Source organism: Kutzneria sp. 744 (assembly GCF_000568255.1).
Taxonomy (GTDB): Bacteria; Actinomycetota; Actinomycetes; order Mycobacteriales; family Pseudonocardiaceae; genus Kutzneria.
Window position 1 is genome coordinate 5,332,484 of the sequence record NZ_KK037166.1, and the last position, 26,054, is coordinate 5,358,537.

At 70.0% G+C, this 26,054-nt stretch carries 24 protein-coding genes; 8 read left to right on the top strand and 16 right to left on the bottom strand.

The window, feature by feature from the left end; all coding sequences use genetic code 11:
• The 3 genes from KUTG_RS23895 to KUTG_RS23905 all read right to left on the bottom strand — a co-directional run.
• On the bottom strand, positions 1-886 hold an 886-nt coding region (locus KUTG_RS23895), incomplete at its 3' end, for a S1 family peptidase (RefSeq protein ID WP_232240916.1).
• A 727-nt stretch (positions 887-1,613) separates the two neighbouring features.
• On the bottom strand, positions 1,614-2,282 hold the full coding sequence (locus tag KUTG_RS23900) for a hypothetical protein (RefSeq protein ID WP_043719729.1): 669 nt from the start codon (positions 2,280-2,282) through the stop codon (positions 1,614-1,616).
• An 87-nt stretch (positions 2,283-2,369) separates the two neighbouring features.
• Positions 2,370-3,896, bottom strand: coding sequence for an MFS transporter (locus KUTG_RS23905; RefSeq protein ID WP_043719731.1), 1,527 nt, complete (start codon positions 3,894-3,896; stop codon positions 2,370-2,372).
• A 134-nt stretch (positions 3,897-4,030) separates the two neighbouring features.
• Between KUTG_RS23905 and KUTG_RS23910 the strand changes: the two genes are divergently transcribed.
• Entirely contained in the window at positions 4,031-5,647 is a 1,617-nt protein-coding gene (locus KUTG_RS23910) for a dihydroxy-acid dehydratase (RefSeq protein WP_052395317.1), read from the top strand.
• Between the two features lie 515 nt (positions 5,648-6,162).
• On the opposite strand, the gene KUTG_RS23915 is transcribed toward KUTG_RS23910, so the two are convergent.
• Positions 6,163-6,966 carry a GntR family transcriptional regulator gene (locus tag KUTG_RS23915; protein ID WP_052395318.1) on the bottom strand — a complete coding sequence of 268 codons (804 nt, stop codon included), beginning with the start codon at positions 6,964-6,966 and terminating at the stop codon, positions 6,163-6,165.
• Positions 6,967-7,260: 294 nt separating this feature from the next.
• Between KUTG_RS23915 and KUTG_RS23920 the strand changes: the two genes are divergently transcribed.
• The 4 genes from KUTG_RS23920 to KUTG_RS23935 all read left to right on the top strand — a co-directional run bounded on the left by KUTG_RS23920 (position 7,261) and on the right by KUTG_RS23935 (position 11,441).
• On the top strand, positions 7,261-8,481 hold the full coding sequence (locus tag KUTG_RS23920; protein ID WP_052396658.1) for an extracellular solute-binding protein: 1,221 nt from the start codon (positions 7,261-7,263) through the stop codon (positions 8,479-8,481).
• Between the two features lie 4 nt (positions 8,482-8,485).
• Complete coding sequence (locus tag KUTG_RS23925; protein ID WP_043719733.1) at positions 8,486-9,481, top strand: carbohydrate ABC transporter permease; 996 nt, start codon at positions 8,486-8,488, stop codon at positions 9,479-9,481.
• Position 9,482: 1 nt separating this feature from the next.
• Complete coding sequence (locus KUTG_RS23930; RefSeq protein WP_043719736.1) at positions 9,483-10,304, top strand: carbohydrate ABC transporter permease; 822 nt, start codon at positions 9,483-9,485, stop codon at positions 10,302-10,304.
• 84 nt (positions 10,305-10,388) lie between these two features.
• Entirely contained in the window at positions 10,389-11,441 is a 1,053-nt protein-coding gene (locus tag KUTG_RS23935) for an SIS domain-containing protein (protein ID WP_043719738.1), read from the top strand.
• A 106-nt stretch (positions 11,442-11,547) separates the two neighbouring features.
• On the opposite strand, the gene nagA is transcribed toward KUTG_RS23935, so the two are convergent.
• The gene (gene nagA / locus KUTG_RS23940; RefSeq protein WP_052396659.1) at positions 11,548-12,735 is read right to left on the bottom strand and encodes an N-acetylglucosamine-6-phosphate deacetylase; all 1,188 of its coding nucleotides are present in this window, start codon (positions 12,733-12,735) and stop codon (positions 11,548-11,550) included.
• A gap of 225 nt (positions 12,736-12,960) precedes the next feature.
• Between nagA and KUTG_RS23945 the strand changes: the two genes are divergently transcribed.
• Complete coding sequence (locus KUTG_RS23945; RefSeq protein WP_043719743.1) at positions 12,961-13,635, top strand: FadR/GntR family transcriptional regulator; 675 nt, start codon at positions 12,961-12,963, stop codon at positions 13,633-13,635.
• Here the strand turns inward: KUTG_RS23945 and KUTG_RS23950 are convergent, their stop codons facing one another.
• The 9 genes from KUTG_RS23950 to KUTG_RS23990 all read right to left on the bottom strand — a co-directional run bounded on the left by KUTG_RS23950 (position 13,636) and on the right by KUTG_RS23990 (position 22,388).
• The gene (locus KUTG_RS23950) at positions 13,636-14,484 is read right to left on the bottom strand and encodes an amidohydrolase family protein (protein WP_043730428.1); all 849 of its coding nucleotides are present in this window, start codon (positions 14,482-14,484) and stop codon (positions 13,636-13,638) included.
• Between the two features lie 174 nt (positions 14,485-14,658).
• Positions 14,659-15,606, bottom strand: coding sequence for an aldo/keto reductase (locus KUTG_RS23955; RefSeq protein ID WP_232240917.1), 948 nt, complete (start codon positions 15,604-15,606; stop codon positions 14,659-14,661).
• Positions 15,603-15,914 carry an L-rhamnose mutarotase gene (locus tag KUTG_RS23960; protein WP_043719745.1) on the bottom strand — a complete coding sequence of 104 codons (312 nt, stop codon included), beginning with the start codon at positions 15,912-15,914 and terminating at the stop codon, positions 15,603-15,605. Before KUTG_RS23960 ends, KUTG_RS23955 begins: the two co-directional genes overlap by 4 nt.
• Complete coding sequence (locus KUTG_RS23965; RefSeq protein ID WP_232240918.1) at positions 15,914-16,918, bottom strand: ABC transporter permease; 1,005 nt, start codon at positions 16,916-16,918, stop codon at positions 15,914-15,916. Before KUTG_RS23965 ends, KUTG_RS23960 begins: the two co-directional genes overlap by 1 nt.
• Positions 16,911-18,407, bottom strand: a complete 1,497-nt coding sequence (locus tag KUTG_RS23970; protein ID WP_043719751.1) for a sugar ABC transporter ATP-binding protein — start codon at positions 18,405-18,407, stop codon at positions 16,911-16,913. Before KUTG_RS23970 ends, KUTG_RS23965 begins: the two co-directional genes overlap by 8 nt.
• Positions 18,407-19,450: a sugar ABC transporter substrate-binding protein gene (locus tag KUTG_RS23975; RefSeq protein WP_043719754.1), complete on the bottom strand. Its 1,044-nt coding sequence runs from the start codon at positions 19,448-19,450 to the stop codon at positions 18,407-18,409. The genes KUTG_RS23970 and KUTG_RS23975 overlap by 1 nt, the downstream gene beginning before the upstream one ends.
• A gap of 16 nt (positions 19,451-19,466) precedes the next feature.
• The gene (locus KUTG_RS23980; RefSeq protein WP_043719757.1) at positions 19,467-20,234 is read right to left on the bottom strand and encodes an SDR family NAD(P)-dependent oxidoreductase; all 768 of its coding nucleotides are present in this window, start codon (positions 20,232-20,234) and stop codon (positions 19,467-19,469) included.
• Positions 20,231-21,532 (bottom strand): enolase C-terminal domain-like protein, encoded by a 1,302-nt coding sequence (locus KUTG_RS23985; protein WP_043719758.1) that lies wholly within the window; start codon positions 21,530-21,532, stop codon positions 20,231-20,233. The genes KUTG_RS23980 and KUTG_RS23985 overlap by 4 nt, the downstream gene beginning before the upstream one ends.
• 1 nt (position 21,533) lies before the next feature.
• Positions 21,534-22,388, bottom strand: coding sequence for a fumarylacetoacetate hydrolase family protein (locus tag KUTG_RS23990; protein ID WP_043719760.1), 855 nt, complete (start codon positions 22,386-22,388; stop codon positions 21,534-21,536).
• 113 nt (positions 22,389-22,501) lie between these two features.
• Here KUTG_RS23990 and KUTG_RS66400 point away from each other — a divergent pair, with 113 nt between their 5' ends.
• The gene (locus KUTG_RS66400; protein WP_043719762.1) at positions 22,502-22,783 is read left to right on the top strand and encodes a hypothetical protein; all 282 of its coding nucleotides are present in this window, start codon (positions 22,502-22,504) and stop codon (positions 22,781-22,783) included.
• Positions 22,784-23,107: 324 nt separating this feature from the next.
• Positions 23,108-23,692 (top strand): hypothetical protein, encoded by a 585-nt coding sequence (locus KUTG_RS24000; RefSeq protein ID WP_052395324.1) that lies wholly within the window; start codon positions 23,108-23,110, stop codon positions 23,690-23,692.
• A 172-nt stretch (positions 23,693-23,864) separates the two neighbouring features.
• Here KUTG_RS24000 and KUTG_RS53790 read toward each other — a convergent pair whose 3' ends face one another.
• Entirely contained in the window at positions 23,865-24,725 is an 861-nt protein-coding gene (locus KUTG_RS53790) for a tetratricopeptide repeat protein (protein WP_157494727.1), read from the bottom strand.
• A gap of 22 nt (positions 24,726-24,747) precedes the next feature.
• Positions 24,748-26,052, bottom strand: a complete 1,305-nt coding sequence (locus tag KUTG_RS24005; protein WP_052395327.1) for a helix-turn-helix domain-containing protein — start codon at positions 26,050-26,052, stop codon at positions 24,748-24,750.
• Positions 26,053-26,054 lie beyond the last annotated feature (2 nt).

A 26,054-nucleotide genomic window follows, 5' to 3' on the forward strand; every position in this document is an offset into this window, starting at 1 on the left:
CCGGGCTGAAGTACGTGGTGCCACCGTGCGTGCAGTCACCGGAGCCGCCGGAGGTGACGCCCTGGGCCTGGTTGCCGCTGATCCAGGCGCCGCCGGAGTCGCCGGGCTCGGCGCAGACGTTGGTCCTGGTCAGGCCGGTGACGGTGCCCTGCTGGTAGACGACGGTCTGGTTCTTGGCCTGGATGGTGCCGCAGTGCCAGCCGGTGGTGGAGCCGGAGCGGCAGACCGCGGCGCCGACGGCGGCCTCGGCGGAGCCCTTGACGGCCACGGCGCCTCCGCCGCTGGCCACGGTCCCGGACAGCGTCCACTGGCCGCTGGTCACGTCGACCTTGCCGTAGTCCCCGCCGGAGCCGAAGTGGCTGCCGTTGATCCGACCGAGTGAAACCTGGTTGTACCCGGATGCAGTACCGCCGCCGGCCGTGCAATGGCCGGCGGTCACGAAGTGTTTGCCGCCGGCGGCGTCGGTGGCGCTGAAGCCGACCGAGCACCGGAAGTTCGATCCGTACCACGCGTCGCCGCCGCGAACGGCGTACAGCGGCTTCGGTCGCTCGGTCACGGCCTGCGCGCGGACGGCCGCACCGGCCGTCGCCAGGAAGGCCTCGGTGGCCGGCGAACGGTCCAGAATCTGCACCACGACCTGGTCGGTCGGCAGGTCGACGTACCAGCCGACCACCCCGGCCGGCACCTGCTTCTGGCGGAGTCCGTCCGCGACGGCGGTCAGTTGCGCGTCCGTTCGGGTGACAACCCTTGCCTCAACGCCCGCGGCGCGTACACGCGCGAGGGCTGTGACGTCGGTCACCGCCACGACGGCCTCGCCGGCCGCGGCGTCGAACCAGGAGCCGGCAAAGATCGGCCCGAGAACAGTGCGCAGGGTTGCGACCTGCACATCGGCACGATTCTGTTGAGCGAATGTCACCATCGCCCGAGCGGGTGACAACCCCAGATCGCGCTGCAACGCGCTCGCTACATCGGGTGATATGACCACACCATTCGTGGACGTATCGACAGAGACGGGCGCAGAAGCTGCCGCTGCCGGTACGCTGACAGTAGCGGCGAGGCCGATGGACAACAGGGCAGCGCCGGTGATGCGAGCCGCAGCAATGCGGTTCATCAGACGTCTCCCTCATCTTCGGATGCGGGGACTCGGGAGTGGCGGTTGCAGGGACCCCTTCCCGAGCCTTTCAGGGGGACGGGCGGTGGGGCGGCGGCAGGGGTCGCCCCACCTTCCCCCCACCTCTGACTCTCGACTCGCTATGTCTAGCGTGGTGAGTCACGGTGGTCGCTGCGAAAGCCGCCAAACTTCGCCTCCCCCGGAAATCCGTCCCGCCAGGCACGCCGCCGAATGTCCTTCGGCCGAGAGTCCGATCGGGCGCAAAGCGTGTCACAAGATCCGACCGCATGGGTACGACGCGTAGCGGTTAACACTTGACGTTTAAGTAACGTCGCGCATAAATGCTGTTCCATACCGCTGACCGCGATCCTTTGCCCGTCCGGACGCCCCCATGACCGTTCGGCCTATCGGCGGCAGTCGGACTACCCGAATCGGCGGCAGCCCGGTTGGCCCCTGGCGAGCAGCGCGATCAGCGGCTAGTTCGCGCGCGGCCGTGCGGGACCTAGTTCGCCCCCGGCGGCGGATTGCCGCTGGTGTCGGTCAGCTGCTGCGAGGTGGTCGTCGTGGTCGTGGTCGACGGGCTCGTGGACGTCGATGTGCTGGTCGACGTGGATGACGGCGGCGTGCTGGACGTGGTCGTGGGCGTGGTGCTCGACGTGGTCGTCTCGGTGGTGGTCGGCGGCGGGGTGCTGGTCGGGTGCGAGTTGCCGCCCTGGCCCGACTGCCCGAACAGCGCGCCGACGGTGGTGCGGTCGCCGTTGCCGGCGGTGGCGTGGCCGTTCAGCAGCTCCAGGCCGGTCAGCACGCCCATGCCGAGCACGAAGGCCACGGCGACGGCGGCGACCATCATCGGCCACCGGCGCTTGCCGGCCTCCTCCTCCTTCGGCGGCGCGACCATCAGCCGCACGGTCTCGGCGTCGTGCGACGCGCCGACCGGCGGCTGCTCATCCGTCCTGATACGGGCGGTCACGCGGCTGCGGGCGGCCTGGATGGACCGCTCGTACATCGCCGTGCCGACGGTGCCGACCACGCTGGCCAGCCCGGCTCCGGTGATGGTGCCCGCGACGCCCAGTTTCGACCCCAACACGGCCGCCGTCACGGACGCCAGCGCGCCCGCCGTGACCTGAGTCGGCTTGATCTCCAGCCGTTTCGTGCCCTGCTCCTTGCTCATCGCTCCCAATCCTCTACTGCACCTGTCAACGCACAAGACGTGGCGGGCACTCCCGGGGTTGGGCGATGGTGAGCACGAACACCCCGTTCAGTCCACTGTGGACGAATGGTGCGGCACCACGTGGGTCGGCGGCCCTTCCACGCCGCAGTGCAGGCAATCCCCCGGATGCGGGGAATCCTCGACAACGGCGGGGCTGGGCGCCTGGCCGAGAACCCGGTTGTCCACCCAGAAGGCGATCAAACCCCCGATCACGGCGGCGATTGCGCATATCAGCAGGGCCATCTGCCAACCGGCGGTCAACGCGGTCGGATCGGCGTACTTCTCGCCGGTGATGCCGGCCGCCGCCGGCAGCACGGCCACCGCGAGCAACGAACCCGTCCTGGCCACCGCGTTGTTCACGCCCGAGGCCACGCCCGCGTGCCGGTCGGGGGCCGCGGCCAGCACCGTCGCCGTCACCGGCGCGACGGCGATCACCAGACCGAGGCCGAACACCACGACGCCCGGCAGCACGCCCGTGAGATAGGACGACCCCGGCACCGCCCAGCGCAGCATCAGCATGCCGGCGCCGACCAGGATCGGGCCGACGATCAGCTGGAGGCGCGGGCCGATGCGCTGGGCCAGCTTCCCGGACTGCGCTGAGCCCAGCAGCATGATCACGGTGATCGGCAGCCCGGCCAGGCCGGCCAGCACCGGCGGGTAGTGCATGGAGACCTGGAGCTGCATGACCATCAGCATCATCACGCCGCCGAGCGCCGCGTAGAGCATGAACGTCAGCAGGTTGGACACGGTGAACGTGCGGTTGGCGAACAGGTCGGGCGGGACCAGCGGGTCCCGCTCGCGGACCTGGAGGACGCAGAAGCCGGCCAGCGAGAGCACGCCGACGATGATCGCGGCCAGCACGATCGGGTCGGTCATGCCCCGCGCCGGCCCTTCGACCAGCGCCCCGGTGACGCCGGCCAGCCCCAGCGCGCACAGCACCGTGCCGAGCACCTCGGGATGGCCCTTCATCTGCGAGTCCTTCGACTCGGGCACGTAGCGGCGGCACAGGTAGACGCACAGGACCGCGACCGGCACGTTGACCAGGAACGCCAGCCGCCACGACCAGGCCTGGATCAGCAGGCCGCCGACCAGCGGCCCGACCGCCGTGGCCACGCCGCCGAGACCCGACCACGCGCCGATGGCCCGGGCCCGGTCGTCGTGGGCGAAGGCCGACTGCAGGATCGCCAGCGAGCCCGGGGTCAGCAGGGCCCCTCCGATGCCCTGGAGGACCCGTGCGGCCACCAGCACCCCGGTGGTGGGGGCCAGGCCGCACAGGACGGACGCCAGGCCGAACCAGACGACTCCGATCTCGAACACCCGGCGCCGGCCGTAGCGGTCGCCCAGGGAGCCTGCGACGAGGATCAGGGAGGCCAGCGACAGCAGGTAGCCGTCGAGCACCCACTGCAGGCCGGTCACCGAGGCGGTGAACTCGGCGCCGATCTTGGGCAGGGCGACGTTGACGACCGTGCCGTCGAGCATCGCCATGCCGGAGCCGCAGACGGTGGCGGCGAGCACGCCGCGGGCCTGCGGACTGCCCCACCGAACGCCGGTGAGCGCGTTGCCCGGAGTGGTCATGGCTGCACTGTGTTCCCGCCGCACGGACCGGCGCAAGCTGAGGTGGAACGAGGCACGACTTCGTGTCACTTCTGCCGGGAACGGCCGTGCTCGACCTTCCCAGGCGGGCCCGGCGATGGCTAGCGTCGGAGGGCATGGCCGACAAGCGAGCACTCCGCAGTCACGGCTGGTTCGGCGACCAGGGCGTGCTGGGCTTCACCCACCGGTCCTGGCTGCGCAACCAGGGCCATCCCGACCACGCCTTCGACGGGCGGCCGGTGATCGGCATCTGCCAGACCGCCAGCGATCTCACGCCGTGCAACGCGCACCTGCGGGAGATCGCCGAGTTCGTCAAGCGCGGCGTGTACGAGGCGGGCGGCCTGCCCATGGAGTTCCCGGTCACCTCGCTCGGCGAGATCCTGATGCGCCCCACCACCATGCTGTTCCGCAACCTGGTCTCGATGGACGTCGAGGAGACGCTGCGGGCCAACCCGCTGGACGGCGTCGTCCTGCTGACCGGCTGCGACAAGACCACGCCGGCCCTGCTCATGGGCGCGGCCAGCGTCGACCTGCCGACCATGGTGGTCGGCGGCGGCCCGATGCTCAACGGCCGGTTCCGCGGCAAGCAGCTGGGCTCCGGCACCGATGTCTGGCGGTTCGCCGACGCCCGTCGCACCGGCGCCATGTCCCAGGCCGACATGAACGCCGCCGAGGCCTGCATGTCCCGCTCGGCCGGGCACTGCAACACCATGGGCACCGCGTCCACGATGGGCTGCTGGGCCGAGTCGATGGGGCTGTCGCTGCCCGGCATGGCCGCGCTGCCGGCGGTGGACTCGCGCCGCCGCGCGCTGGCCCACGTGACCGGCATCCGCATCGTGGAACTGGTGCGCGAGGACGTCCCGATGTCGGCCATCGCCACCCGGCAGGCGCTGGAGAACGCCGCGGTCGTGAACGCGGCGATCGGCGGCTCCAGCAACTTCGCGGTGCACCTGCTGGCCCTGGCCGGCCGGCTGGGCGTGCCGTTCGACCTCGACGACCTGGACCGGCTGGGCCGCTCGGTGCCGCTGCTGGTGGACCTGATGCCGGCGGGCAAGTTCCTCATGGAGGACTTCTGCTACGCCGGCGGCCTGCCGGCGGTGCTGCGCGAGCTCGGCGACCGGCTGCCGCATCCGGACGCGATCACCGTGACCGGCGGGACGCTGGCCGAGAACGTCGCCGACGCCGAGGTGTTCGACCGAGAGGTGATCCGGACCGTGGCCGATCCACTGCGGACGGACGCCGGACTGGCCGTGCTGCGCGGCAATCTCGCGCCGGACGGGGCGATCATCAAGCCTGCCGCCGCGTCAGCCTCGCTGCTGCGGCACACCGGCCGCGCCGTGGTGTTCCACGGCGTCGAGGACCTCCACGCCCGCATCGATACTGTCGAATGCGACCGGGACAGCGTGTTCGTGCTGACCGGTGTCGGCCCGCGCGGCTTCCCCGGCATGCCGGAGGTCGGCAACTTCGGGTTGCCCCGCAAGCTGCTCGAGTCCGGTGTGGACGATGCCGTGCGCATCTCCGACGGCCGGATGAGCGGCACCGCCTTCGGCACGGTGGTGCTGCACGTGGCCCCGGAGTCCGCGGTCACGTTCAACACCCCTATGGCAGGACTCGGATTGCGCTTGATTCACAAAGTCTCTTGGCACCAATCGCACTACGCCTCGAACCTGCGATTCACCAAGTCTAATCTCTGGCGGGACACAAATCCAGCCCAGACTTGGACATGTCATTAATCAGGCTCTAGTGGACCTTGAACTTGTGCAGACGTTAGATGGGAATGGGCAGCCCATCGCCACGTACTGGGAAACCTTTCATAGACGTGCATCGCAGTTCCCCCGGGCCCTGATAAAGATTAGCGACCTCGAGTCAGAGTCCCGACGAAGTTTGACGGGCTACCAGGGGACACTGCAACATCAGTATCGGGCGTTGCCAACGAGCGTCGAGCCGTAGTCCCTGTGCGAGGATAACCGATACCGGTCTCAAGCACCGGTGCCGAGGGTAGGCTTTGGACACCGGCTTAGGGTACTGTCCAAACTTACGAGGCAAACATCGGACGCAAAGCAGCCCCCTTGCCTCCTTCTATCAATCCTGTAGCGAGTCCGTTTTAAGTGCACGAGCGTAAGCGTTGCGATATGTGGTCGCGGTCGCGAATAGATCTCGCCCCCTATGTAACTGAAACGCCCCTCAAAGGCTAGATGACGACTTTTTAAGCCTGACTACCGTAGCCGACTGCCCCAAAAAGCCGACTTCAATTAGCCACGTTAAACCACCAATCGTGCGTCGGCGAGAATGAGGACGGCCGGTTCAGCGTGGCCACGAACTTGTACCGGTCGCCCCGGTACACCGAGCGCACCCACTCCACCGGGTTGCCCTCGGTGTCGAAGGAGTGCCGGGACAGCAGCAGCATCGGCAGCCCGATGTCGGCGCCGAGCAGCTCCGCCTCCTCGGGCGTGGCCAGCGCCGTCTCGATGGTCTCCTCGGCGTGCCCCATCTCCACCCCGAACCGCTCCCGCAGCACCTGGTAGAGCGAGCCGCCGGAGCTGACGTAGCGCCGCAGGCCACGGAACCGGCCCAGCGCCAGGTGCGTGGTCTCCAGCGCCATCGGCTCGCCGTCGGCCAGCCGCAGCCGGTGCAGGCGCAGCACCTTGGCCCCGGCCCGCACGCCCAGGTAGCGGGCCAGCTCGGCGTCGGCCGCCTCCTCCGAGGCCTCCAACAGCCGCGAGGACGGCTGCCGGCCCTGGGCCAGCATGTCCTGTGTGTACGAAGACAGCTGCAAGCGCTGCGCCACCTTGGGTTCGGCGGCGAACGTGCCCTTGCCCTGCACCCGCAGCAACCGACCCTCGACCGTCAGCTCGGCAAGCGCTTGCCGGACCGTGGTGCGCGAGACGTCGAAATCCGCCGCGAGCGAGCGTTCCGTCGGTATCGGCGACCCGGGCGGCATGGACCGCAACAGGTCGAGCAGATGCCGCTTGAGCCCCCAGTACTTGGGCTCACGCTGCGCACGCGATCGCAGCCCGGCATCGTTGCCACCGGCCGGCGAGGTTTCGAGCATGGCCTCCTCCTAACGATCGCCCACTCCCCAGCGAACAGGATGCCTTGTCAACCGCTGGCTGCGCGATCACACCCCCGGTCATTCGTCGGATGACTTTGCAACGGTCTCGCAACGACCTTGACATCGAGTGTGGCACGGCACACCCTTTTTCCTCATTGGTCTACACCAAATTGGTCTGCACCAAACACGGTGTCCGGCAGGTGAGCCGGGGTTGAAGGGCGGAGAACTGTGCTCCCTCAGAGTGGGCTGCGTAGAAAGTGGATCGCGGCGGCGGCGGGCGTCGCTGCGGTGTCGATGATCGCAGCCGGTTGCGGCGGTGGTTCGAACAGTGGCAGCGGCGGTGGTGACAAGACCCTCACGGTCTGGCTGATGAGCGGCTCCGCGCCGGACGCCACGGTCGCGGCGATCGACAAGGACTTCGAGGACGCGCACCCGGGCGTCAAGGTCAAGTACGAGGTCCAGCAGTGGAACGGCATCGGTCAGAAGCTGACCACGGCGCTGACCAGCGGCGGGCCGGACGTCATCGAGCTGGGCAACACCCAGGTCACGCAGTACAGCTCCACGAGCACCCTGCTCGACGTCACGGACGCGGCGGGCGACCTCAACGGCAGCCAGTGGCTGTCCGCGCTCAAGGACGAGGGCGCATGGCAGGGCAAGCAGTACGGCGTGCCGTTCTACGCGGCCAACCGCGCGGTCATCTACCGCACCGACCTGTTCCAGCAGGCCGGCATCACCGCGCCGCCCACCTCGAACGACGAGTGGCTGGCCGACCTGACCAAGCTCAAGGCGCTGCCGGGCGGCATCGACCCGCTCTACCTGCCGGGCCAGGACTGGTACGTCTGGCTGTCGTTCCTGTGGGACCAGGGCGGTGACCTGGCCACCAGCAGCGGCGACACCTGGAAGTCGGCGATCAACTCGCCGGCCGGCAAGGCGGCGTTCGAGTTCTACAAGAAGCTCGGCGACACCTCCGGCTCGCCGGCGCCCAAGGACGCCGACGAGGCCACCCCGCAGCAGTCCGACGTGGTCGCCAAGGGCACCACCGCCAGCTTCATCGGCTTCGGCTACGAGCTGGCCGCGGTGGAGAAGGCCAACCCGGCCCTGAAGGGCAAGTTCGGCGCGTTCCCGATCCCGTCCAAGACCGCGGGCAAGACCGCGCCGGTCTTCCTCGGCGGCTCGGACCTGGCCATCCCGGCCAACACCAAGAACGCCGACCTGGCCAAGGACTGGCTGAAGATCGAGACCAGCGCCAAGTACCAGTCGCAGCTGGCGGCCAACGGCGTCGTGCCGGGCACCTCGACCGACAGCAGCGCGCTGGACAGCACCGCGACCGGCAAGGCGATGGCCGCGGGCGCCAAGAACGGCAAGGGCACCCCGACCACCCCTAAGTGGGCCGCGGTCGAGGCGGACAACCCGATCAAGGCCGCGCTGACCGCGTACCTGACCGGCCAGAAGAGCCTGGACCAGGCCGTCGCCGACGCGGACGCCGCGATCAACAAGTCGTTGAGCGCGAGCTGACCTGGTGTCGGTGACGACGAAGGCCGCGGTGCCGGCGGGGACCACCCCGCCGGCGCCGCGTTCCACTGTCTCGGACGGCGGGTCGGGGATCGGCAGGTTCGTGCGCCGGCTGTTCAGCCAGCGCACGCTGCCGTACCTGCTCCTGCTCCCGGCCACGGCGACCATCCTGGTGATGCTCGGCTGGCCGGTGCTGTCCGTGTTCCTGACCAGCTTCCAGAAGCTCGACCTGGGCGAACTCGTCTCGGGCAAGGTCGTCTGGAACGGTCTGGACAACTTCCGCAACATCCTGACCGACGACGTGTTCTGGGCGGACACGCTGCGGACCGTGCTGTTCACCGCGGCCTGCGTGGTCTGCACCGTCGGCGGCGGCCTGCTGGTGGCGTTGCTGATGAAACACATGCACGGCTGGGTGCGGGTCGTGCTCCAGCTGGCCCTGGTGCTGGCGTGGGCGATGCCCATCCTGGCCGCGACCACGGTGTTCCAGTGGATGTTCGACCAGAACTACGGGATCCTCAACAAGACCCTGGTCGAGCTGGGCTTCACGGGCTACCACCACTACTCGTGGTTCCAGACCGGGCTGAGCACGATGACGGTGATCGTCATCCTGATCACCTGGCAGGGCATCCCGTTCGTGGCCTTCACCCTGTACGCCGGCGTGCTGGGAGTGCCGGCGGACCTGTACGAGGCGGCGGGTCTGGACGGCGCCAGCAGCTGGCAGACCTTCCGCGCGGTGACCTGGACCGCGCTGCGGCCGCTGGTCAACGTGGTGATCTTCCTGTCCCTGCTGTGGGACTTCAAGGTGTTCACCCAGGTCTGGGCCATCCGCATGGGCGGTCCCGACGGCGGCAGCCAGACGCTGCCCGTGCTCCAGTACCTCAAGGGCATCGCCACCAGCCACTTCGGCGCGGCGGCGGCGGTCAGCGTGATCATGATCCTCTGCCTGGTCGTGCTCACCGCCCAGAACCTGCGGCTGATGCTGCGCACCGAGGAGGTGGACTGACATGGGGCGGACCAAGAAGCGGCTCGTCTCGGCGGTCGGTCTGCTGGTCGCGCTGCTGTTCGCGTTCCCGATCTACTGGATGGTCGCCACCGCGCTCAAGCCGGCCAACCAGCTGCTGTCCGACGACTACGACCTGGTGCCGCTGGGCCTGACCTTCCAGCACTTCGTCGACGGCATCGGCAAGGAGGGCTTCCTCAGCTCGCTGGAGAACAGCGTGATCGTGGCCCTGGCCGCGGTGGCCTTCGCGCTGATCGCCGGCCTGCTGGCGGCGGTGCCGCTGGCCCGGCTGCGCTTCCGCGGGCGCAAGGGTTTCCTGCTGCTGGTGCTGGTGGCGCAGATGGCCCCGTTCGAGGCGCTGCTCATCCCGATGTTCCTGATGATCCGCTCGTTCGACCTGCTGCACGCCCTGCCCGGGCTGATCCTGGTCTACTTCGCGGCCGCCCTGCCGTTCACCGCGTGGACGCTGCGCGGCTTCGTCAAGGGCATCCCGGTGGACCTGGAGGAGGCCGCCATGGTCGACGGCTGCGGCCGGTGGGCGGCGTTCCGCCGGGTCACCCTGCCGCTGCTGGGCCCCGGCCTGGTCGCCACCTCGGTGTTCAGCTTCGTGACGGCGTGGAACGAGTTCCTGTACGCGCTGACGTTCCTCCAGAACGGCAACGTCACGCTGCCGGTGTGGCTGTCCAGCTTCGTCTCGGTATTCGGGACGGACTGGGGCGGCGCGATGGCCGCCTCGACCGTGTTCACGTTGCCGGTGCTGGTTTTCTTCCTGTTCGTGCAGCGCAACCTGGTGTCGGGGGTGACGGCCGGCGCGGTCAAGGGCTGAGACCCGGCCGCGGATGCACTACCGTCAGGGGCACGACGGACCTGGGATCGCCGCCACAGGACCCAGAACTCAAGGAGCACGATCATGACCCGCCAGACCGAACCTTCGGCCGGGCAGCACATGAGTGCCGAGGTCGCCTCGCAGCCCAAGATCTTCGCCGATCTGGTCGCGCGTCGCGGCGAGATCGCCGAGATCGCGGCGCAGGTGTCCGCGCGGCGTCCCCGGTTCGCCCTGCTCGCCGCGCGTGGCTCCAGCGACCACGCGGCTCTGTACGCCAAGTACCTCATCGAGGTGCTGCTCCAGCTGCCGGCCGGGCTGGTGTCGCCGTCCACCACCACGCTGTACGGCGCCCAGCCCGACCTGACCGACGTGCTGCTCATCTCGGTCAGCCAGAGCGGCGGGTCGCCCGACCTGCTTGAGGTCACCGAGTCCGCGCGGGCCCGCGGCGCGCTCACCGTCGCCGTCACCAACACGCCCGACTCGCCCCTCAACCACGCCGCCGAGCTGTCCGTCGACGTCGGCGCCGGTCCCGAGCTGGCCGTCGCCGCCACCAAGACCTACTCGGCCACGCTGCTGGCCTTGTACCTGCTCGTCGACGCCGTCCGTGGCGGCTCGGCCGAGCACGCCGCGGCCCTGGGCGAGCTGGCCCAGCAGACCCTCGACGACTCCGCCGCGGCGGTCCAGGAGGCCGTGCAGCGCTTCCGCTTCGTCGACCGGGTGCTCACCACCGGCCGGGGCTACTCGTCGGCCACCGCCGCCGAGGCCGCCCTCAAGCTGGCCGAGACCAGCTACCTGTCGGCCCGCTCGTACAGCGGCGCCGACCTCCTGCACGGGCCCGTCGCCGCCGTGGACGCCGAGACCGGGGTCCTGGCCATCACCAGCGCCGGCAAGGGCGGTACGGCCATGAGCGAGGTCCTGGACGTCATCCACTCCCGTGGCGCGGACGTCTTCGCCGTGGGTTCCGCCGCCTCCCGAGTGTCGGCGGCGCTGCGCATCCCGGTGGCCGAGACCGCCGAGGAGGTCGCCCCCATCCTTGAGGTCCTCCCCATCCAGCGCCTGGCCCTGGGCCTCTCGCTGGCCCGCGGCGGCGACCCCGACAGCCCCCGCGGCCTCAACAAGGTCACCAAAACCCGCTGACCCCACCGCTCAACCCCCCATTTTTCCATCACATGTGGACCACATTCGACTTCTGGAGTCGAATGTGGTCCACATGTGGCTTTGAGGAAGGGCTGAGCGGCGGGGTTTAGTTGCCGGCGGTGGCTAGTTCGGCGTAGTCGTCGACCTCGGCGTCGAAGGCGACCTCGCCGTCCACCCAGACCTTGCGGGGGCGGAGGTCGTCGTCCCACCACACGAGATCGGCGACAGCGCCCGGGGCGATGCGGCCCAACCACTTCTCACCGATGACGTTGGCCGGGGTACGAGTCGCGGCGATGAGAGCGTCCTGTTCGGACACTCCCAACGAGACGATGTTGCGGACCGCGCGGTCCAGGGTGAGCGCGCTGCCGGCGATGGTGCCGTCGGGCGAGCGGGGCACACCGGCCTCGGTGAGCAGAACGTCGGCGCCGCCGAGGCGGTAGCGGCCGGGCGGCATGCCGGCCGCGGCGACAGCATCCGTCACGAGGGCGACGCGAGGGCCGGCGGCGGCGAAGACCAGCCGGCAGATGGGGCCTACGACGTGCGCGAGATCGGCGATGAGGCCGAGGGTGAAGCGGTTGTCGGTCAGCGCGATGCCGGGGACGCCGGGTTCGCGGTGCGTCAGCGGGCTCTGGGCGTTGAACAGGTGCGTGACCATGGACGCGCCGGCATCGGCGGCCGCGGTGGTCTGGGCGGCGGTGGCGTTGCTGTGGCCGACCGACACGACCACGCCGGCGTCCACCAGCCGCCGCACGGCCTCCAGGCCGCCGGGCAGCTCCGGGGCCATGGTGACGACCCGCAGCGCGGCAGCGATGATCTCGTCGGCCAGCAGCTGGTCCAGGTTCGCCGGCTCGGGCGCGACCATCAGGCCCGCGTCGTGCACGCCGTGGCGCACCGGGGACAGGAACGGCCCCTCCAGGTGCAGACCGAGCGGCCGGGCGACGCCGGCGGCCGGCAGCGCGGCCGATGCGGCGACGACCGCGTGGGCCTGGCGCAGCACCGTCGGCACCGGCGCGGTGATCAGCGTGGGTAGAAAGCGGGTCACGCCGGTGGACGGCAGGGACTCGGCGACCGTGCGCATCGACGCCGCGTCGACGTCGGCGAAGTCGACCCCGAAGGCCCCGTTGATCTGGACGTCGACCAGGCCCGCGGTGAGCAGTCCCGTGGTCAGCACCTCGGTCGCGCCGGCGTGGTCCTCGGTGACGTCGACAAAACGGCCACCCCGGATCCGCACCGCGACCGGGCCGGTCATGGCCCCGCCGACGAGTGCTCGTGGCGCTGCGACTACGGCGTCCAAATTGCCCTCCATTGGTCCAGACCATTAGACGGTACGGGCAGTGGCGGCCAAACGTCCAGTCAATTGTCAACCATCTGATCATAATTCTGGTCAGTTTCTGACACGATACTCCGTTTGGCGGATAGTCGCACCTCGGCCACGGCCCGACGATCACGATCCCAGGCCCCATGACGCATACTGGGAGGCGGAAACATCCGAGGTCTGGCGAAACGATTCGAGGCGGTCGTGGCAGTCACCGACGACGCGATCCTGCGCGTGAAGGAGATGATCGTCTCCGGGGAGCTGAAGCCGGGCGACCGGCTGCCCCGCGAGGCGGACCTGGCCGAGCGCCTAGGCCTGTCGCGGAACTCGCTGCGCGAGGCCGTGAAGGCGTTGTCGCTGGTCAGGGTGTTGGACGTGCGTCAGGGCGACGGCACCTACGTGTCGAGCCTGCGGGCCGACGACCTGCTGGGCGCGCTCTCGTTCGTGCTCGACCTGCACCGCGGCGAGGACTCCGTGCTGGAGGTCCTGGAGGTCCGCCGCATCCTGGAGCCCGCCGCCGCGGCCATGGCCGCGCAGCGCATCGACGACCAGGAGGTGTCCGCGCTGCGTGAGCTGTGCGACGCCGCGGCCGCCGCCGAGTCGGTGGAGGAACTGGTCGAGCACGACCTGGAGTTCCACCGCCGTGTCGTCCAGGCCTCCGGCAACGCCTACCTGGCCCAGTTGCTCGACACCCTGGCCGGTCCGACCGTCCGGGTCCGCATCTGGCGGGGCATCACCCAGGCCAGCGCCGTCGACCGGACCGTCGCCGAGCACCGCGCCATCGTCGACGCCCTGGCCACCCGGCAGCCCGACCTGGCCCGGTCGTGGTCGACCGTGCACGTGGCCGGGGTCGAGCAGTGGCTCAAGGACCTGGCGTGATCAGGCGGTCCTGATCCCGTAGACGCGGGCCGCCGTGTCGCCCCAGACCGCGTCCCGCTCCGACTCCGACAGGCCGTCGAGCAGCTCCTCGGTGGCCTCCACCACCTGCGCGTACGAGGCGTGCAGCAGACAGACCGGCCAGTCCGAGCCGAACATCACCCGGTCCGGGCCGAAGGCGTCCAGCACCGTGTCCACGTACGGCCGCAGGTCCGCGACCGTCCAGTCCTTGCTGGCCTCGGTCACCAGCCCCGACACCTTGCACGTCACGTTGGGCAGCGCCGCCAGCTCGCGCAGCTGCGTCGCCCAGGGCTCAAGCTCACCGGTAGTGATCGGAGGCTTCGAGCAGTGATCAAGCACGAAGTCGGTGCCGGGCAGCTCCTTGGCGGCCTGGATCGCCGCCGGCAGCTGATGCGCGAGCGTCAGCAGCTCGTACACCAGTCCCGCCTCCCCCACCGCTTTGAGGCCGTCGAGCACGTCCGCCCGGACCAGCCAGTTCGGGTCGGGCTCCCCTTGCACCTGGTGGCGGATCCCCTTCAGCCACCGCCCGTTCGGGCCTTCCCGCAACGCCTCCAGCGTCTCCGCCACGTCCGACGCCGTCAGGTCCGCCCAGCCCGTCACCGCCTGCACCAGCGGCGACTCCGCCGCCAGCGCCAGGAACTCCGGCGTCTCCTCCGGCACCGTGATCGTCTGCACCAGCACGCTCGCGTCGATCCCCGCCGCACTGCTCAGCGGCGTCAGGTCCTCCAGCGTGAACGTCCGGTGCAGCACGTCGGCAACGCCCGGGTCGGCCGTCCACGGCTGGTCCCGGACCGCCAGGTCCCACATGTGGTGATGCGCGTCAACCCTCATGACCTGCTCCAACACGGTTTGTCCACAGGGCGCCGGCTATCCACAGGCACCCCCATTCCAAGATCGACAACGGGCCTGCGGCGGTAGGATGGGCTCGGGGCGGCCTCCCCAGGGAGTGGTGGGGGCTGTTGGTCGTCATGGGGTGGTGGAACTCGCAAGGGTCGTGGGCGGTCGTCACGGGGTGGGGACTTCGGGAGCCAGGAGGCCCTCGGCCTTGAGGTCGGCCCACAGCTCGGCCGGCACCTTCTCGGCCAGCAAGGCAGCGTTCTCGGTGATCTCCCCGGCGCTCCGGGCGCCGACGGCGATGGCCTTGACGGCGGGGTGGCCGAAGGGGAACTGGAGGGCGGCCTGGGGTAGGACGACGCCATGGCGGCCGCAGACGGAGGCGATGCGGCGGGCGCGGTCGATGACCTCGGCGGGGGCGGCGGCGTAGTTGTAGGTGGCGTCGGCGGGGACTTCGGGGCGGGCCAGGAGACCCGAGTTGAAGACGGCGACGGCGACGACGGAGACGCCGCGTTCCTCGCACAGGGGAAGGAAAGAGGCGAGGGAATCCTGCTCCAGCAAGGTGTAGCGGCCAGCGAGCATGACGTAGTCCAACGACGCCTCGCGAAGGAACCGCTCGGGCATCTGCCACTGGTTCATGCCGACGCCGACGGCCCCGACGATGCCCTGCTCCTTCAAGGAGTGCAGTGCGGGCAGGCCCTCGGAAACGGCCTGGTCCCAATGATTGTCGGGGTCGTGCAGGTAGGCGATGTCGACGTGGTCGACGCCGAGGCGCTCCAGGGAACCCTCCAGGGAACGGCGGATGCCGTCGGCGCTGAAGTCCCAGACGCGGCGATGGGTGGCGGGCACGAGGAAGCCGGCGTCGTCGAGACCGCCGCCGTCGTAGGGCTCCAGGACCCGGCCGACCTTGGTGGAGACGGCGAACTCGGAACGAGGGCGGTCACGGAGGGCAGCGCCGAGGCGGCGCTCGGACAGCCCGAGGCCGTAGTGGGGCGCGGTGTCGAAGTAGCGGACACCGGCGTCCCAGGCGGCGTCGACGGCGGCACGGGCGTCCTCATCGGACACCTCGGCGTACAGGTTGGCGATCGGCGCGCCGCCGAAACCGAGGCCGGAGATCACGGCAGGGCCCAGACGAGGTTCACCGACGACGTGGCGCCGGAGTAGTCGTCCTGGACCTCCAACAGCTCGGCCATTCGGGCCTGCCAGGGGATGTTGGCGGGGTGCTCCTCCAGGAAGGCCCGCATCTGCGCGTAGTCCTCGACCTCGACGACGTGGAACAGCTCCCGGCCGGAGCGCCAGATCCGCCACGAGTGGACGCCGGCCTCCCGCAGGGCCGTGTCGAGCTCGGCGGGGATCACGGCGTGCACGGCCTCGTAATCGGCCTCCCGCCCCGGCCTGAGCCGGGTGTGCAGGGCGACGGTCTCCACTAGTCCTGGGCCTTTCCGCTCGTCAGCCGCGCCAGCACCAGCGCACCGATGATGATGGCCCCGTTGATCGCCCCGATCCAGTACACGTTCACGTGGGCCAGGGTGAGGATGTTCTGCACGAGCCCCAGCATCAGCACGCCGCACATGGCGCCGAACAGGGTGCCCTTGCCGCCGTTGAGGCTGACGCCGCCGAGCACGGCGGCGGCGAAGGCGTTGAAGATCCAGCCGGAGCCCTGGCTGGCGGTGACCGAGCCGTAGTGGCCGACCATCATCGCGCCGGCCAGCGCGGCCAGCACGCTGGCCAGGATCAGCACGATGGCGGTGACCCGGGTGCTGCGGATGCCGGCGGCCTTGGCCGCGGCCTCGTTGCCGCCGATGGCGTACAGCGAGCGCCCGTGCCGGAAGTAGCCCATGAACACGATGGCGATCACGAACAGCAGCAGGAAGATCCAGATCGACGCGTTCACGCCGAACCAGACCGCGCTGCCCAGGTAGTACAGCGACGGCATGTTGGGACTGGCCAGCGACTGGCCGACGGTGAGCCCCTGCTGCACGCCGCGAATGGTGATCAGCATGCCCAACGTGATGATGAAGCCGGACAGTTGCAGCCGCAGCACCAGGAACGCGTTGATGGCGCCGATGAGCACGCCGGCCAACAGGCACACCGGCAGCGCGGTCCACTGCGGCAGCCCGAGGCCGAGACCGTGCTCGGAGGTCGGCAGCACCAGCACCATGGCCAGCGCGGGCGCGAAGCCCAGCGTCGACTCCAGCGACAGGTCCATCTTGCCGACGATCAGCACCAGCGCCTCGCCCAGCACGACCAGGCCCAGCTCGGACTGCTGCTGCACGACGTTGAGCAGGTTGCCGCCGGTCAGGAAGATCGGACTGGCGATGAAGCCGACGACCAGCAGCACCACGATCGCCGGCAGCAGGGCCAGATCGCGCAGCTTGGCGACTTGCAGTCGCGGCCGGGCGGCCACGACCGGGGCGGACACGTCACTCACCACTGCTCTCCCCGATCCCTTCGATCACACTGACCAGCTCGTTGTCGGTCCAGCCGGCGGGGAACTCGCCGGCCACCGAGCCGTGGAACATCACCAGCACCCGGTCGCACGGACGCAGGTCGTCCAGCTCGTCGGAGATCACCAGCACCGCGGCCCCCGCGGCGGCCGCCCGGTCGACGGCGTCGAGCAGGTTCTCCTTGGACTTCACGTCCACGCCCGCGGTCGGGTCCATCAGCACCAGCAGCGCCGGATCGCCGGACAGCGCCCGCGCCATCACGACCTTCTGCTGGTTGCCGCCGGACAGGTCGGCCACGTCCTGCTCCGGCCCGGAGGTCTTGATGGCCAGGTCGCCGATCATCTGCTCGGCCACCTCGGCCCGTCGCCGTCCCGAGACGGCGCCGAACCGGCCCAGTCGCCGGGTGATCGGGAACGTCGCGTTCTCGGCGATGCTCATGCCGGGCACGAAGCCCTCCTTGTGCCGGTCCTCCGGCACGAAGCCGACACCACCGGCCAACGCGGCCGGCACGCTGCCGGGCTTCAGGGCTTTCCCCGACACGGCAACGGTTCCGGTGTCGGCCTTGCGCAGCCCGACGATGACCTCGCCCAGCTCCACCTTGCCGCTGCTGCCGGAGCCGGCGATGCCGACCACCTCGCCCTTGCGCACCGACAGGTCGATGCCGCTGAAGTGCTTGTCCAGAGACAGACCCTGAATGTCCAAAATGGATTCAGGAGCCGGCGTCGGACGCGACGGGCCGGCCCCGAGGCCGACCGCCTCGCCGGTCATCGACTCCACCAGCTGATCCTTGGACAGGTCGGCCACCGGGCTGGTGAGGATGTGGCGGGCGTCCCGGAACACCGTCACCGTCTGGCAGATCTCGAAGATCTCCTGCAGATGGTGGGAGATGAACAGGAACGTCACGCCGGCCGCCCGCAGCGAGCGCATGCGCTCGAAGAGGCGCTCGATGGCCGGGCCGTCCAGCTGGGCGGTCGGCTCGTCGAGAATGATGAACTTGGCGCCGAAGGACAGCGCCCGCGCGATCTCCACCAGCTGCCGCTGCTCGACCGTGAGGGCGGCGGCGTCGGCGTTCGGATCGACGTCGACGCCGTACTCGGACAGCAGATCGCCCGCGGTGCGACGCAGTCGAGACCAGCTGATCACCGGTCCGCCGTCGAGACTCTGCCGGTTGATGAACAGGTTCTCGGCGACGGTCAGGGTCGGGATGATGGTGGACTTCTGATAGACGCAGGCCACCTTCGTCCGCCACGCCTGACGGTCGGACAGGGACGGCGCCGGTTCACCGCGGAACGTGATCTGCCCGCTGTCCGGCCGGTTCAGGCCGGTCAGCATGGAGACCAGGGTGGACTTGCCGGCGCCGTTGCGGCCGACGAGCGCGTGCGTCTCACCGTCGGCGACGGTGATGCGCACATCGTTGAGCGCGACGGTCTGTCCGAACCGTTTGGTGATGTTGCTGGCCTCGACTGCGTTCATCACTTCGCTACCTGGTTGCCCCAGAGGCTCTTGTCGTCCACGTTGTCCTTGGTCACCAGCGGGGCCGGCAACTGGTCCTCCAGCTGGCCGCCGCCCACGTCGATGATGGTGCTGTTGTGGTCGGTCGGGCCGGGCTTGAACGTCTTGCCCTGCACCGCGGCCTTGGCGTAGAACAGCGCCCACTTCGCGTACAGGTCGGCCGGCTGCGAGACGGTGGCGTCGATCTGGCCCTGCCGGATCGCGTCGAACTCCTGCGGGATGCCGTCGTTGGAGATGATCGAGATGTGGCCCGGCTGGCCGACCGGGATCAGGTGGTTGGTGGACTTCAGCAGTTGCAGCGTCGCGCTCAGGAACGCACCGCCGGCCTGCATGTAGATGCCGTTGATGTCCGGGTTCGCGGTCAGGTCGGTCTGCAGCGCGGCCGACGCCTTGGCGCCCTCCCAGTTGGTCGGCTCGGCGAGCACCGTGACGTTCGGGTAGTTCTGCTTCATGCAGTCGCCGAACGCCTCCGACCGGTCGCGGCCGTTGATCGAGGACAGGTCGCCCTCGAACTCGACGACCTTGCCCTTGCCCTTGATCTGCTCGCCGAGGAACTTGCAGGCCTTCTCGCCGTACGCCTTGTTGTCGGCCCGCACGACCATGAACGCGCCGCCCTTGTCCGGTCGGGTGTCGACCGTGACGACCGGGATCTTCTGCTGGTTGAGCTGCGAGATGGTGCTGGCGATGGCGCCGGTGTCCTGCGGGGCCATCACGATCGCCTTGGCCCCCTGCGCGGTCATGGCCTGCACGTTGGACACCAGCTTGGTGATGTCGTTCTGCGAGTTGGTCGGGGTCATCAGGTTGATGCCCAGGTCCTTGGCCTCGGTCGGCACGTACTTGTTGTACGAGTTCCAGAAGTCCGTGTCGGCCCGCGGGAAGTCCACGCCGATCGGCCCGACGCTGCCGCTGCCGCCGCCGTCGGCCGAATCGCCTCTGTTGCAGGCGGCCAGTGTGCCGGCGAGCGCTACGCACACCGCGACGGTGAGGATGCTGCGCTTGTCCATCGTTCCTCGTTTCGTTCTAACTCGGCGGCCGCAGGCGCAGGCCGTACATGCCGCCGTCCACCGCGAGCACGGTGCCGGCGGTCGATCCCGACAGGGGGCTGGCGAGGTAGCAGATGGCGTGGGCCACCTCGTCGGCGGAAACGAGCCGCCCGGACGGCTGGCGCGCCTGCAGCGCGGCCCGTTCGGCGGCGGGGTCGGGCGCCGCGTCGAGCAGCCGGCCGACCCAGGGTGTGTCCACGGTGCCGGGGGCGACGGCATTGACCCGAATGCCCTCCCGCACGTGGTCGGCGGCCATCGCCAGGGTGAGCCCGTACACCGCGCCCTTGCTGGCGGAGTACAGGGCGCGCTGCGGCAGCCCGGCCCACGCGGCGATGGAGCAGGTGTTGACGATGGCGGCCGACGGCGACTGCCGCAGCCACGGCAGCGCGGCCCGGCTGACCCGGGCCATGCCGATCACGTTGACGTCCAGCACCTGCTGCCACTGGGCGTCGTCGTTGGCGGCGACGTCGCCCTGGGCGCCGATGCCGGCGTTGTTGATCACGATGTCGAGCCGGCCGAAGCGCTCGGCGGCCTCGGCCACCGCGGCCCGCACAGAGGCGTCATCCGTTACGTCGCAACGGATTCCGATCAGCGGGTCGGCGACCTGGTCGGGATTGAGGTCCAGGGCCGCGACTGTTGCGCCGCGGGAGGCGAGCAGCTCCGCCGTGGCCCGGCCGATGCCGGACGCGCCGCCGGTGACAACGGCTGCCAAGCCGCCGAAATCATTCGACACAGCGTCGGTCATGCCACGCCCTCCGTCCACACGGGACCGTCCGGATACACGTACCGGCTCAGCGTCTCCTCCCGCAACTGCGCGGAGAAGCCCGGCTGGGCCGGCGCGACGTAGCGGCCGCCGACCACCGAAGCCGGATCCGTGAAGTGCTCGTGCAGGTGGTCGACCCACTCGATGACCCGGCCGTCCAGCGACGCGGACACCGCGACGTAGTCGAAGAAGGACAGGTGCCGCACCAGCTCGCACAGGCCGACGCCACCGGCGTGCGGGCACACCGGGACGCCGAACTTGGCCGCCAGCAACAGGATCGCGATGTTCTCGTTGACGCCGGCGACCCGGCAGGCGTCGATCTGCACCACGTCGACCGCGCCGGCCTGCAGCAGTTGCTTGAACACCACGCGGTTCTGCACGTGCTCGCCGGTGGCCACCTTGATCGGGGCCAGCGCGTCGGCGATGGCCCGGTGGGCCAGCACGTCGTCGGGCGAGGTCGGCTCCTCGATCCAGTACGGCGAGTAAGGGGCCAGCTCGCGCATCCAGCGGATCGCCACGTCGGTGTCCCAGCGCTGGTTGGCGTCCACCGCGACCCGCACACCCGAGCCGACGACCTCGCGGGCCAGCTTCATGCGCCGCACGTCGTCGTCGAGGTCGCCGCCGACCTTGAGCTTGATCATGTCGAAGCCCTCGGCGATGGCCTGCTTGGCCAGCCGGGTCAGCTTCTCGTCGGAGTAACCCAGCCAGCCCGGCGACGTCGTGTAGGCGGGGAAGCCGTTCTCGGTCAGCTGCGCGATCCGCCCGGCCCTGGTCGGCTCCGCCTTGCGCAGGATCGACAGCGCCTCGTCCGGCGTCAACGCGTCGGACAGGTAGCGGAAGTCGATCAGACCGACGATCTCCTCCGGCGTCATGCCGGACAGGAACCGCCACAGCGGCAGGCCGGCGCGGCGGGACGCGAGGTCCCACGCGGCGTTGACCACCGCGCCGATGGCCATGTGCACGACGCCCTTCTCGGGGCCGAGCCAGCGCAGCTGCGAGTCGCCGATCAGCTCGGACGACAACGCGGCCAGCGCCGCCGCGTCCTCCGGCACCGGCCGGCCGACCACGTGCGGGGCCAGCGCCTTGATGGCGGCGGCCTGCACGTCGTTGCCGCGGCCGATGGTAAAGGCCAGACCGTAGCCGTCGGGGCCCTCGTCGGTGCGCAGCGTGACGTAGGCCGCCGAGTAGTCGGGGTCGGGGTTCATCGCGTCGGACCCGTCCAGCTCCCGCGAGGTGGGGAACCGGATGTCCAGCACGTCGAGTGCGACGACACGGGCCATCTCAGGCCGCCCCGAAGGTCTGCCGCTGCTTGCCGAGGCCGTCGATCTCCAACTCGACGACGTCGCCCGCGCGCAGGTACGGCTTGGGGTCCGCCTGGCCCAGTGCGACGCCCGCGGGAGTGCCAGTATTGATCAGGTCGCCGGGCCGCAACACCATGAACTGGCTGAGGTAGCGGATCACCTCGGCAACGTGGAAGATCATGTTCTTCGTGGAGGAGTCCTGCTTCAGCTCGCCGTTCACCCACAGCCGCAGCCCGAGCTGCTGCGGGTCGCCGATGTCCTCGGCCGGCGCCAGCCACGGGCCGAGCGGGTTGAAGGTCTCGCAGTTCTTGCCCTTGTCCCACGTCCCGCCGCGCTCGATCTGGAACTCGCGCTCGGAGACGTCATGGGAGAGCACGTAGCCGGCGACGCAGGCCAGAGCCTCCTCGTGGCTGTCGAGGTAGCGGGCCGTCCTGCCGATGACCACGCCCAACTCGACCTCCCAGTCCGTCTTCACGGACTTGCGGGGCACCAGGACCTCGTCGTACGGGCCGACCACGGTGTCCGGGGTCTTGAGGAAGACCACCGGCTCGTCGGGGGCCGTCGCGCCGGTCTCGGCGGCGTGGTCGGAGTAGTTCAGCCCGATGCAGATGATCTTGCCGATGCCGGCCAGCGGGGGGCCGACGCGGAGGTTGCTGTCGTCGAGGACCGGCAGGTCGCCGGCGTCGAGGGCGGCTCGGACTCTGGCCACTCCGTCGCCGCCGAGGAAGGCTCCGTCGATGTCCGCCGTCACCGGGGTGAGGTCGTGGACGACGCCCTCCTCGGTGCGGACGGCAGGGCGCTCGCTACCGGGAGCGCCGAGGCGCAGCAGCTGCACGGAGGGTTCCTCCTCGCTCGTACCGAAAGACCTCCGATGTATATCCGCTGAGTCCGGCGAAGTCCAGACTGGACGGCGGAACCTTGACCTAACTGATCCGATGACTTCATGGGGTGGCTGTGGCGAATACCGAGGGTTACCTGGTCGGCGTGGATGCCGGTGGGACGACGACCCGAGCCCTCGTGGCCGACCTGACCGGGGCCCGCGTGGGCACCGGGCGGGCCGGCGGGGCGAATCCCAACTCGCACCCGCCGGAGGTGGCCGCCGAGCAGGTCGCGGCGGCCATCGCGGCGGCGCTGGCTCGGCCGGCGTGCCGGCCGATCGGGTCCGCGCCGGGGTGCTGGTTATTTGTCAATACCCATGGGCTTCGTGTGCTCCGACAAGCAGCCTGGTAACCACGGAAGGCCTTTAAAAGCAAGCAATTAAACACTGGTAACCAACAACAGGATACTACGACGCCAATGTAGACGAGGATGTCGGCACCCTCGCGTCGGTGGGGAATGTTGCGTAACACGCAATGGGTCATTTCCTCACAATGGTGTAGAGTCGGTCAGGACCTGGGATAATTGCGAAGGCCCGTTCATTGACTTTGGTCGAACGCATGGCTTTCTGGTGCGGGCCGTTCACCATAGTTACATCTAAGGTATCGGTTAGTCTATTTTCGGCAGACGACAGAAGGGACCATACGCAGATTTCCTACAGGCGACGGTAGACGCATCGTGAACCGGCGTCAGGTCGCCATCGCCGGCGGCTTCGGCTGGCTGCTCGGCGACGAGGGTTCGGCCTTCTGGCTCGGGCGGCAGGCCGTGCGGGCCACGCTGCGGACCCTCGCCACCGGCGCGGCGCTGGGGGCGCTGGCCCGGAGCGTGCTGTCCACCGTGGTGGCGATGCCGGAGGTCAGCGGCGATCCGATGCTGCGGCGCTCGGTGGTGTCACGCATGATCACCGCCGTCAACGCCGAGCCGCCCATCCACCTCGCCCGGCTGGCGCCGTTGGTCACGTCCGCCGCCGAGGCTCATGACCCGTTGGCCGCCGAGATCGTCGACGAGGCCGTGGACTGGCTGGTCCGCACCGCCCGCGACGCCCGGTCCGGCGGTGAGCGCACGCCCGTGGTCGTCATCGGCAGCGTCGCCGCCGGAGGTGGGGTGCTGGGGCAGCGCCTGCTGTCGGCGTTGGAGGAGGCCTGCGGCGGCGAGGTGACGGTAGCCAGCGACGGCGCCGCCGGGGCCGCTTGGCTGGCGTCCCTGGAGCTGCTCGGCCCGGCGGCCTTGACGCTACGCCCGCAGCTCTTGAGCGGCACCTAATTCGCCACATGCGCTTCCCACTTGGCGCCAGGTGCCACATAGGAAGCGCATGTGGCGTTCACGCCGGCTTGTGCCACGTGCGCTTCCTACTTGGCGCTAGATGCCACATGGGAAGCGCATGTGGCAAAAGAGGGGGTGGGGTGGGGGTCGTCCGGTTAGCCTCGCGGCGGGGTCAGGCGCGGGCGGCTAGGGCCTGGGCGCGTTCGGTGTCGCCGATGGCCTCGTAGACGGCCTGGGCGGCGGCCCAGAACTGGCGGGCCTCGGGCAGGCGGTCGAGGTCGGCGTGGATGTCGCCGATGCGGGAGAGGGACTCGGCCTCGGCCCAGCGGTCGCTCGCGCCGCGGCAGGCCTCCAGGGCCAGGCGGAGGTCCTGGAGGGCGGTGTCGGGGTGGCCGCGGTCGGCGTGCACGGCGGCCATCTTCATCAGCACCCACGGCTTGGCCCCACTGGCCCCGACGGCCAGGGAGGCGGCCATGGCGCTGAGGGCGTCGTCGAAGCGGCCGCGGGAGTGGTGCACGTCGCCGATGGTGGCCAGCGCGGCGCCGACGCCGTCCTGGTCGTCGAACTCCCGGAACAGCTCAAGGGCCTGCGCGGCGTACATGTCGGCGCAGGCCATGTCGCCGCGGTCGACGGCGAGGAAGGCGGTGCCGGCCAGGGACCAGGCCTCGCCGAGCCGGTCGTTGGTCTGCCGGCGCAGCTGCCGGGACCGCAGGTAGAGCTGGGTGGACTGGACGAAGTCGCCCATCCGCCGATAGGCCTCGGCCAGGCTGACCGCCACGCAGCCCTCGGCGTGCAGGTCGCCGGTCTCCTCGGCGGCGACCAGGGCCAGCTGCTGGGTGCGCACCCAGATGGTCCACGGCTTGCGGTGCAGCCAGTAGTTCCACAGCGCCACGGCGAGCTTCCATGACGGCCCGCAGGCCAGGTGCTCCAGCCCGAGCTGGATCACGGGCACGAAGTTGGGCAGCTCGGCGTCGCACCAGCGCAGGGCGGCGTCGTGGTCGGCGAACTCCAGCGTCTGCACGGGCGAGGGCACGGGATCGGGCGTCAGCGCGTCGTCACGGAAGGGCGCCAGCGCGAGGCCGGCGGCGTAGGCGGTCGCCCTGGTACCAGGTGACCATGCGGGTGACGGCCGGACCGCGCTCGTCGGCGGCCACCAGCTCGCCGGCATACTCCCGGAGCAGGTCGTGCAGCTGGTACCGATCGCGGCCGGCGGCCTTCACGAGGTGCGCGGCGGCCAGCCGGTCCAGCAACGTCCGCGCGGCGGCCATGGTCAGCCCGGCCAGGGCGGCGGCGGCCCCGGTGCTGATGTGCGGACCCCGGTGCAGGCCGAGTAGCCGGAACATGCGCGCGCAGTCATCGTCGAGGCGTCGGTACGACCAGTCGAAGACGGTCCGCACGGCGACGGAGTCGAAGGTCGTCAGCACGTCCAGCCGGCCGTCGACGTCCAGCTGCTCGACCAGGTCCCGGACGAGGTAGTGGGGCTGGGCCAGCACGCGTTCGGCGGCGATCCGCAGCGCCAGCGGCAGAAAGCCGCAGCGGGCGGCCAGATCGGTGACCGCCTCGGGCTCGACGGCGGCGCGCTCCTCGCCGATCACCCGGCGGATCAGGGCGATGGAGTCGGCCGGCGTCATCGGGCCGAGGGTCACGCGCAGCGCGTCGGACTGGACGGCGATGCTCGACAGCCGCTCGCGGCTGGTCATCACGACCACGCAGCCGGGCGCGGCCGGCAACAGCGGCCGAACCTGCTCCGAGGACGCGGCGTTGTCCAGGACCACCAACAACTTCCGGTCCGCCACCAGCGACCGGAACAGGGCCGAGCAGCGCTCAAGGCCGCTGGGAATCCCGTTGGCCGGCACGCCGAGCGCGCTCAGGAACTCCTCCAGCGCCACCCGCGGCTCCACGGGCCGCTCGTGCGGGGAGTGTCCGCGCAGGTCGATGTACAGCTGGCCGTCGGGAAAACGGTCCACGGCGTGGTGTCCCCAGCGCAGCGCCAGCATGGTCTTGCCGGTGCCCGGCGGGCCGTCGATGATCACGGCGCGGGCGTCGCTGTTGTCCAGCAACCGCAACTGATCGCCGCGTCCGACGAAGCGACGGATGCCCGCCGGCAGCTGCGCGGGCCGCACCGAGGCCTCCGCGTTGGCCAGAGCGACCAGTGCGCCGCCGGCTTCGAGGTTGTCGTCGCAGGCGCGGGCCAGCTCCGGCGAGGGCGGGCGGCCGTTCTCGACCTTGCTGAGGTAGCCGGGCGTGAAGCCGATGACCTTGGACAGGCCGCGCAGGGACAGGCCGCGGTGCTGGCGCAGCCGCCGCAGCTCCTGCCCGAACAGCGCCGCGGCGCCTTCGGTCCTGCTACCTCTACCCATGT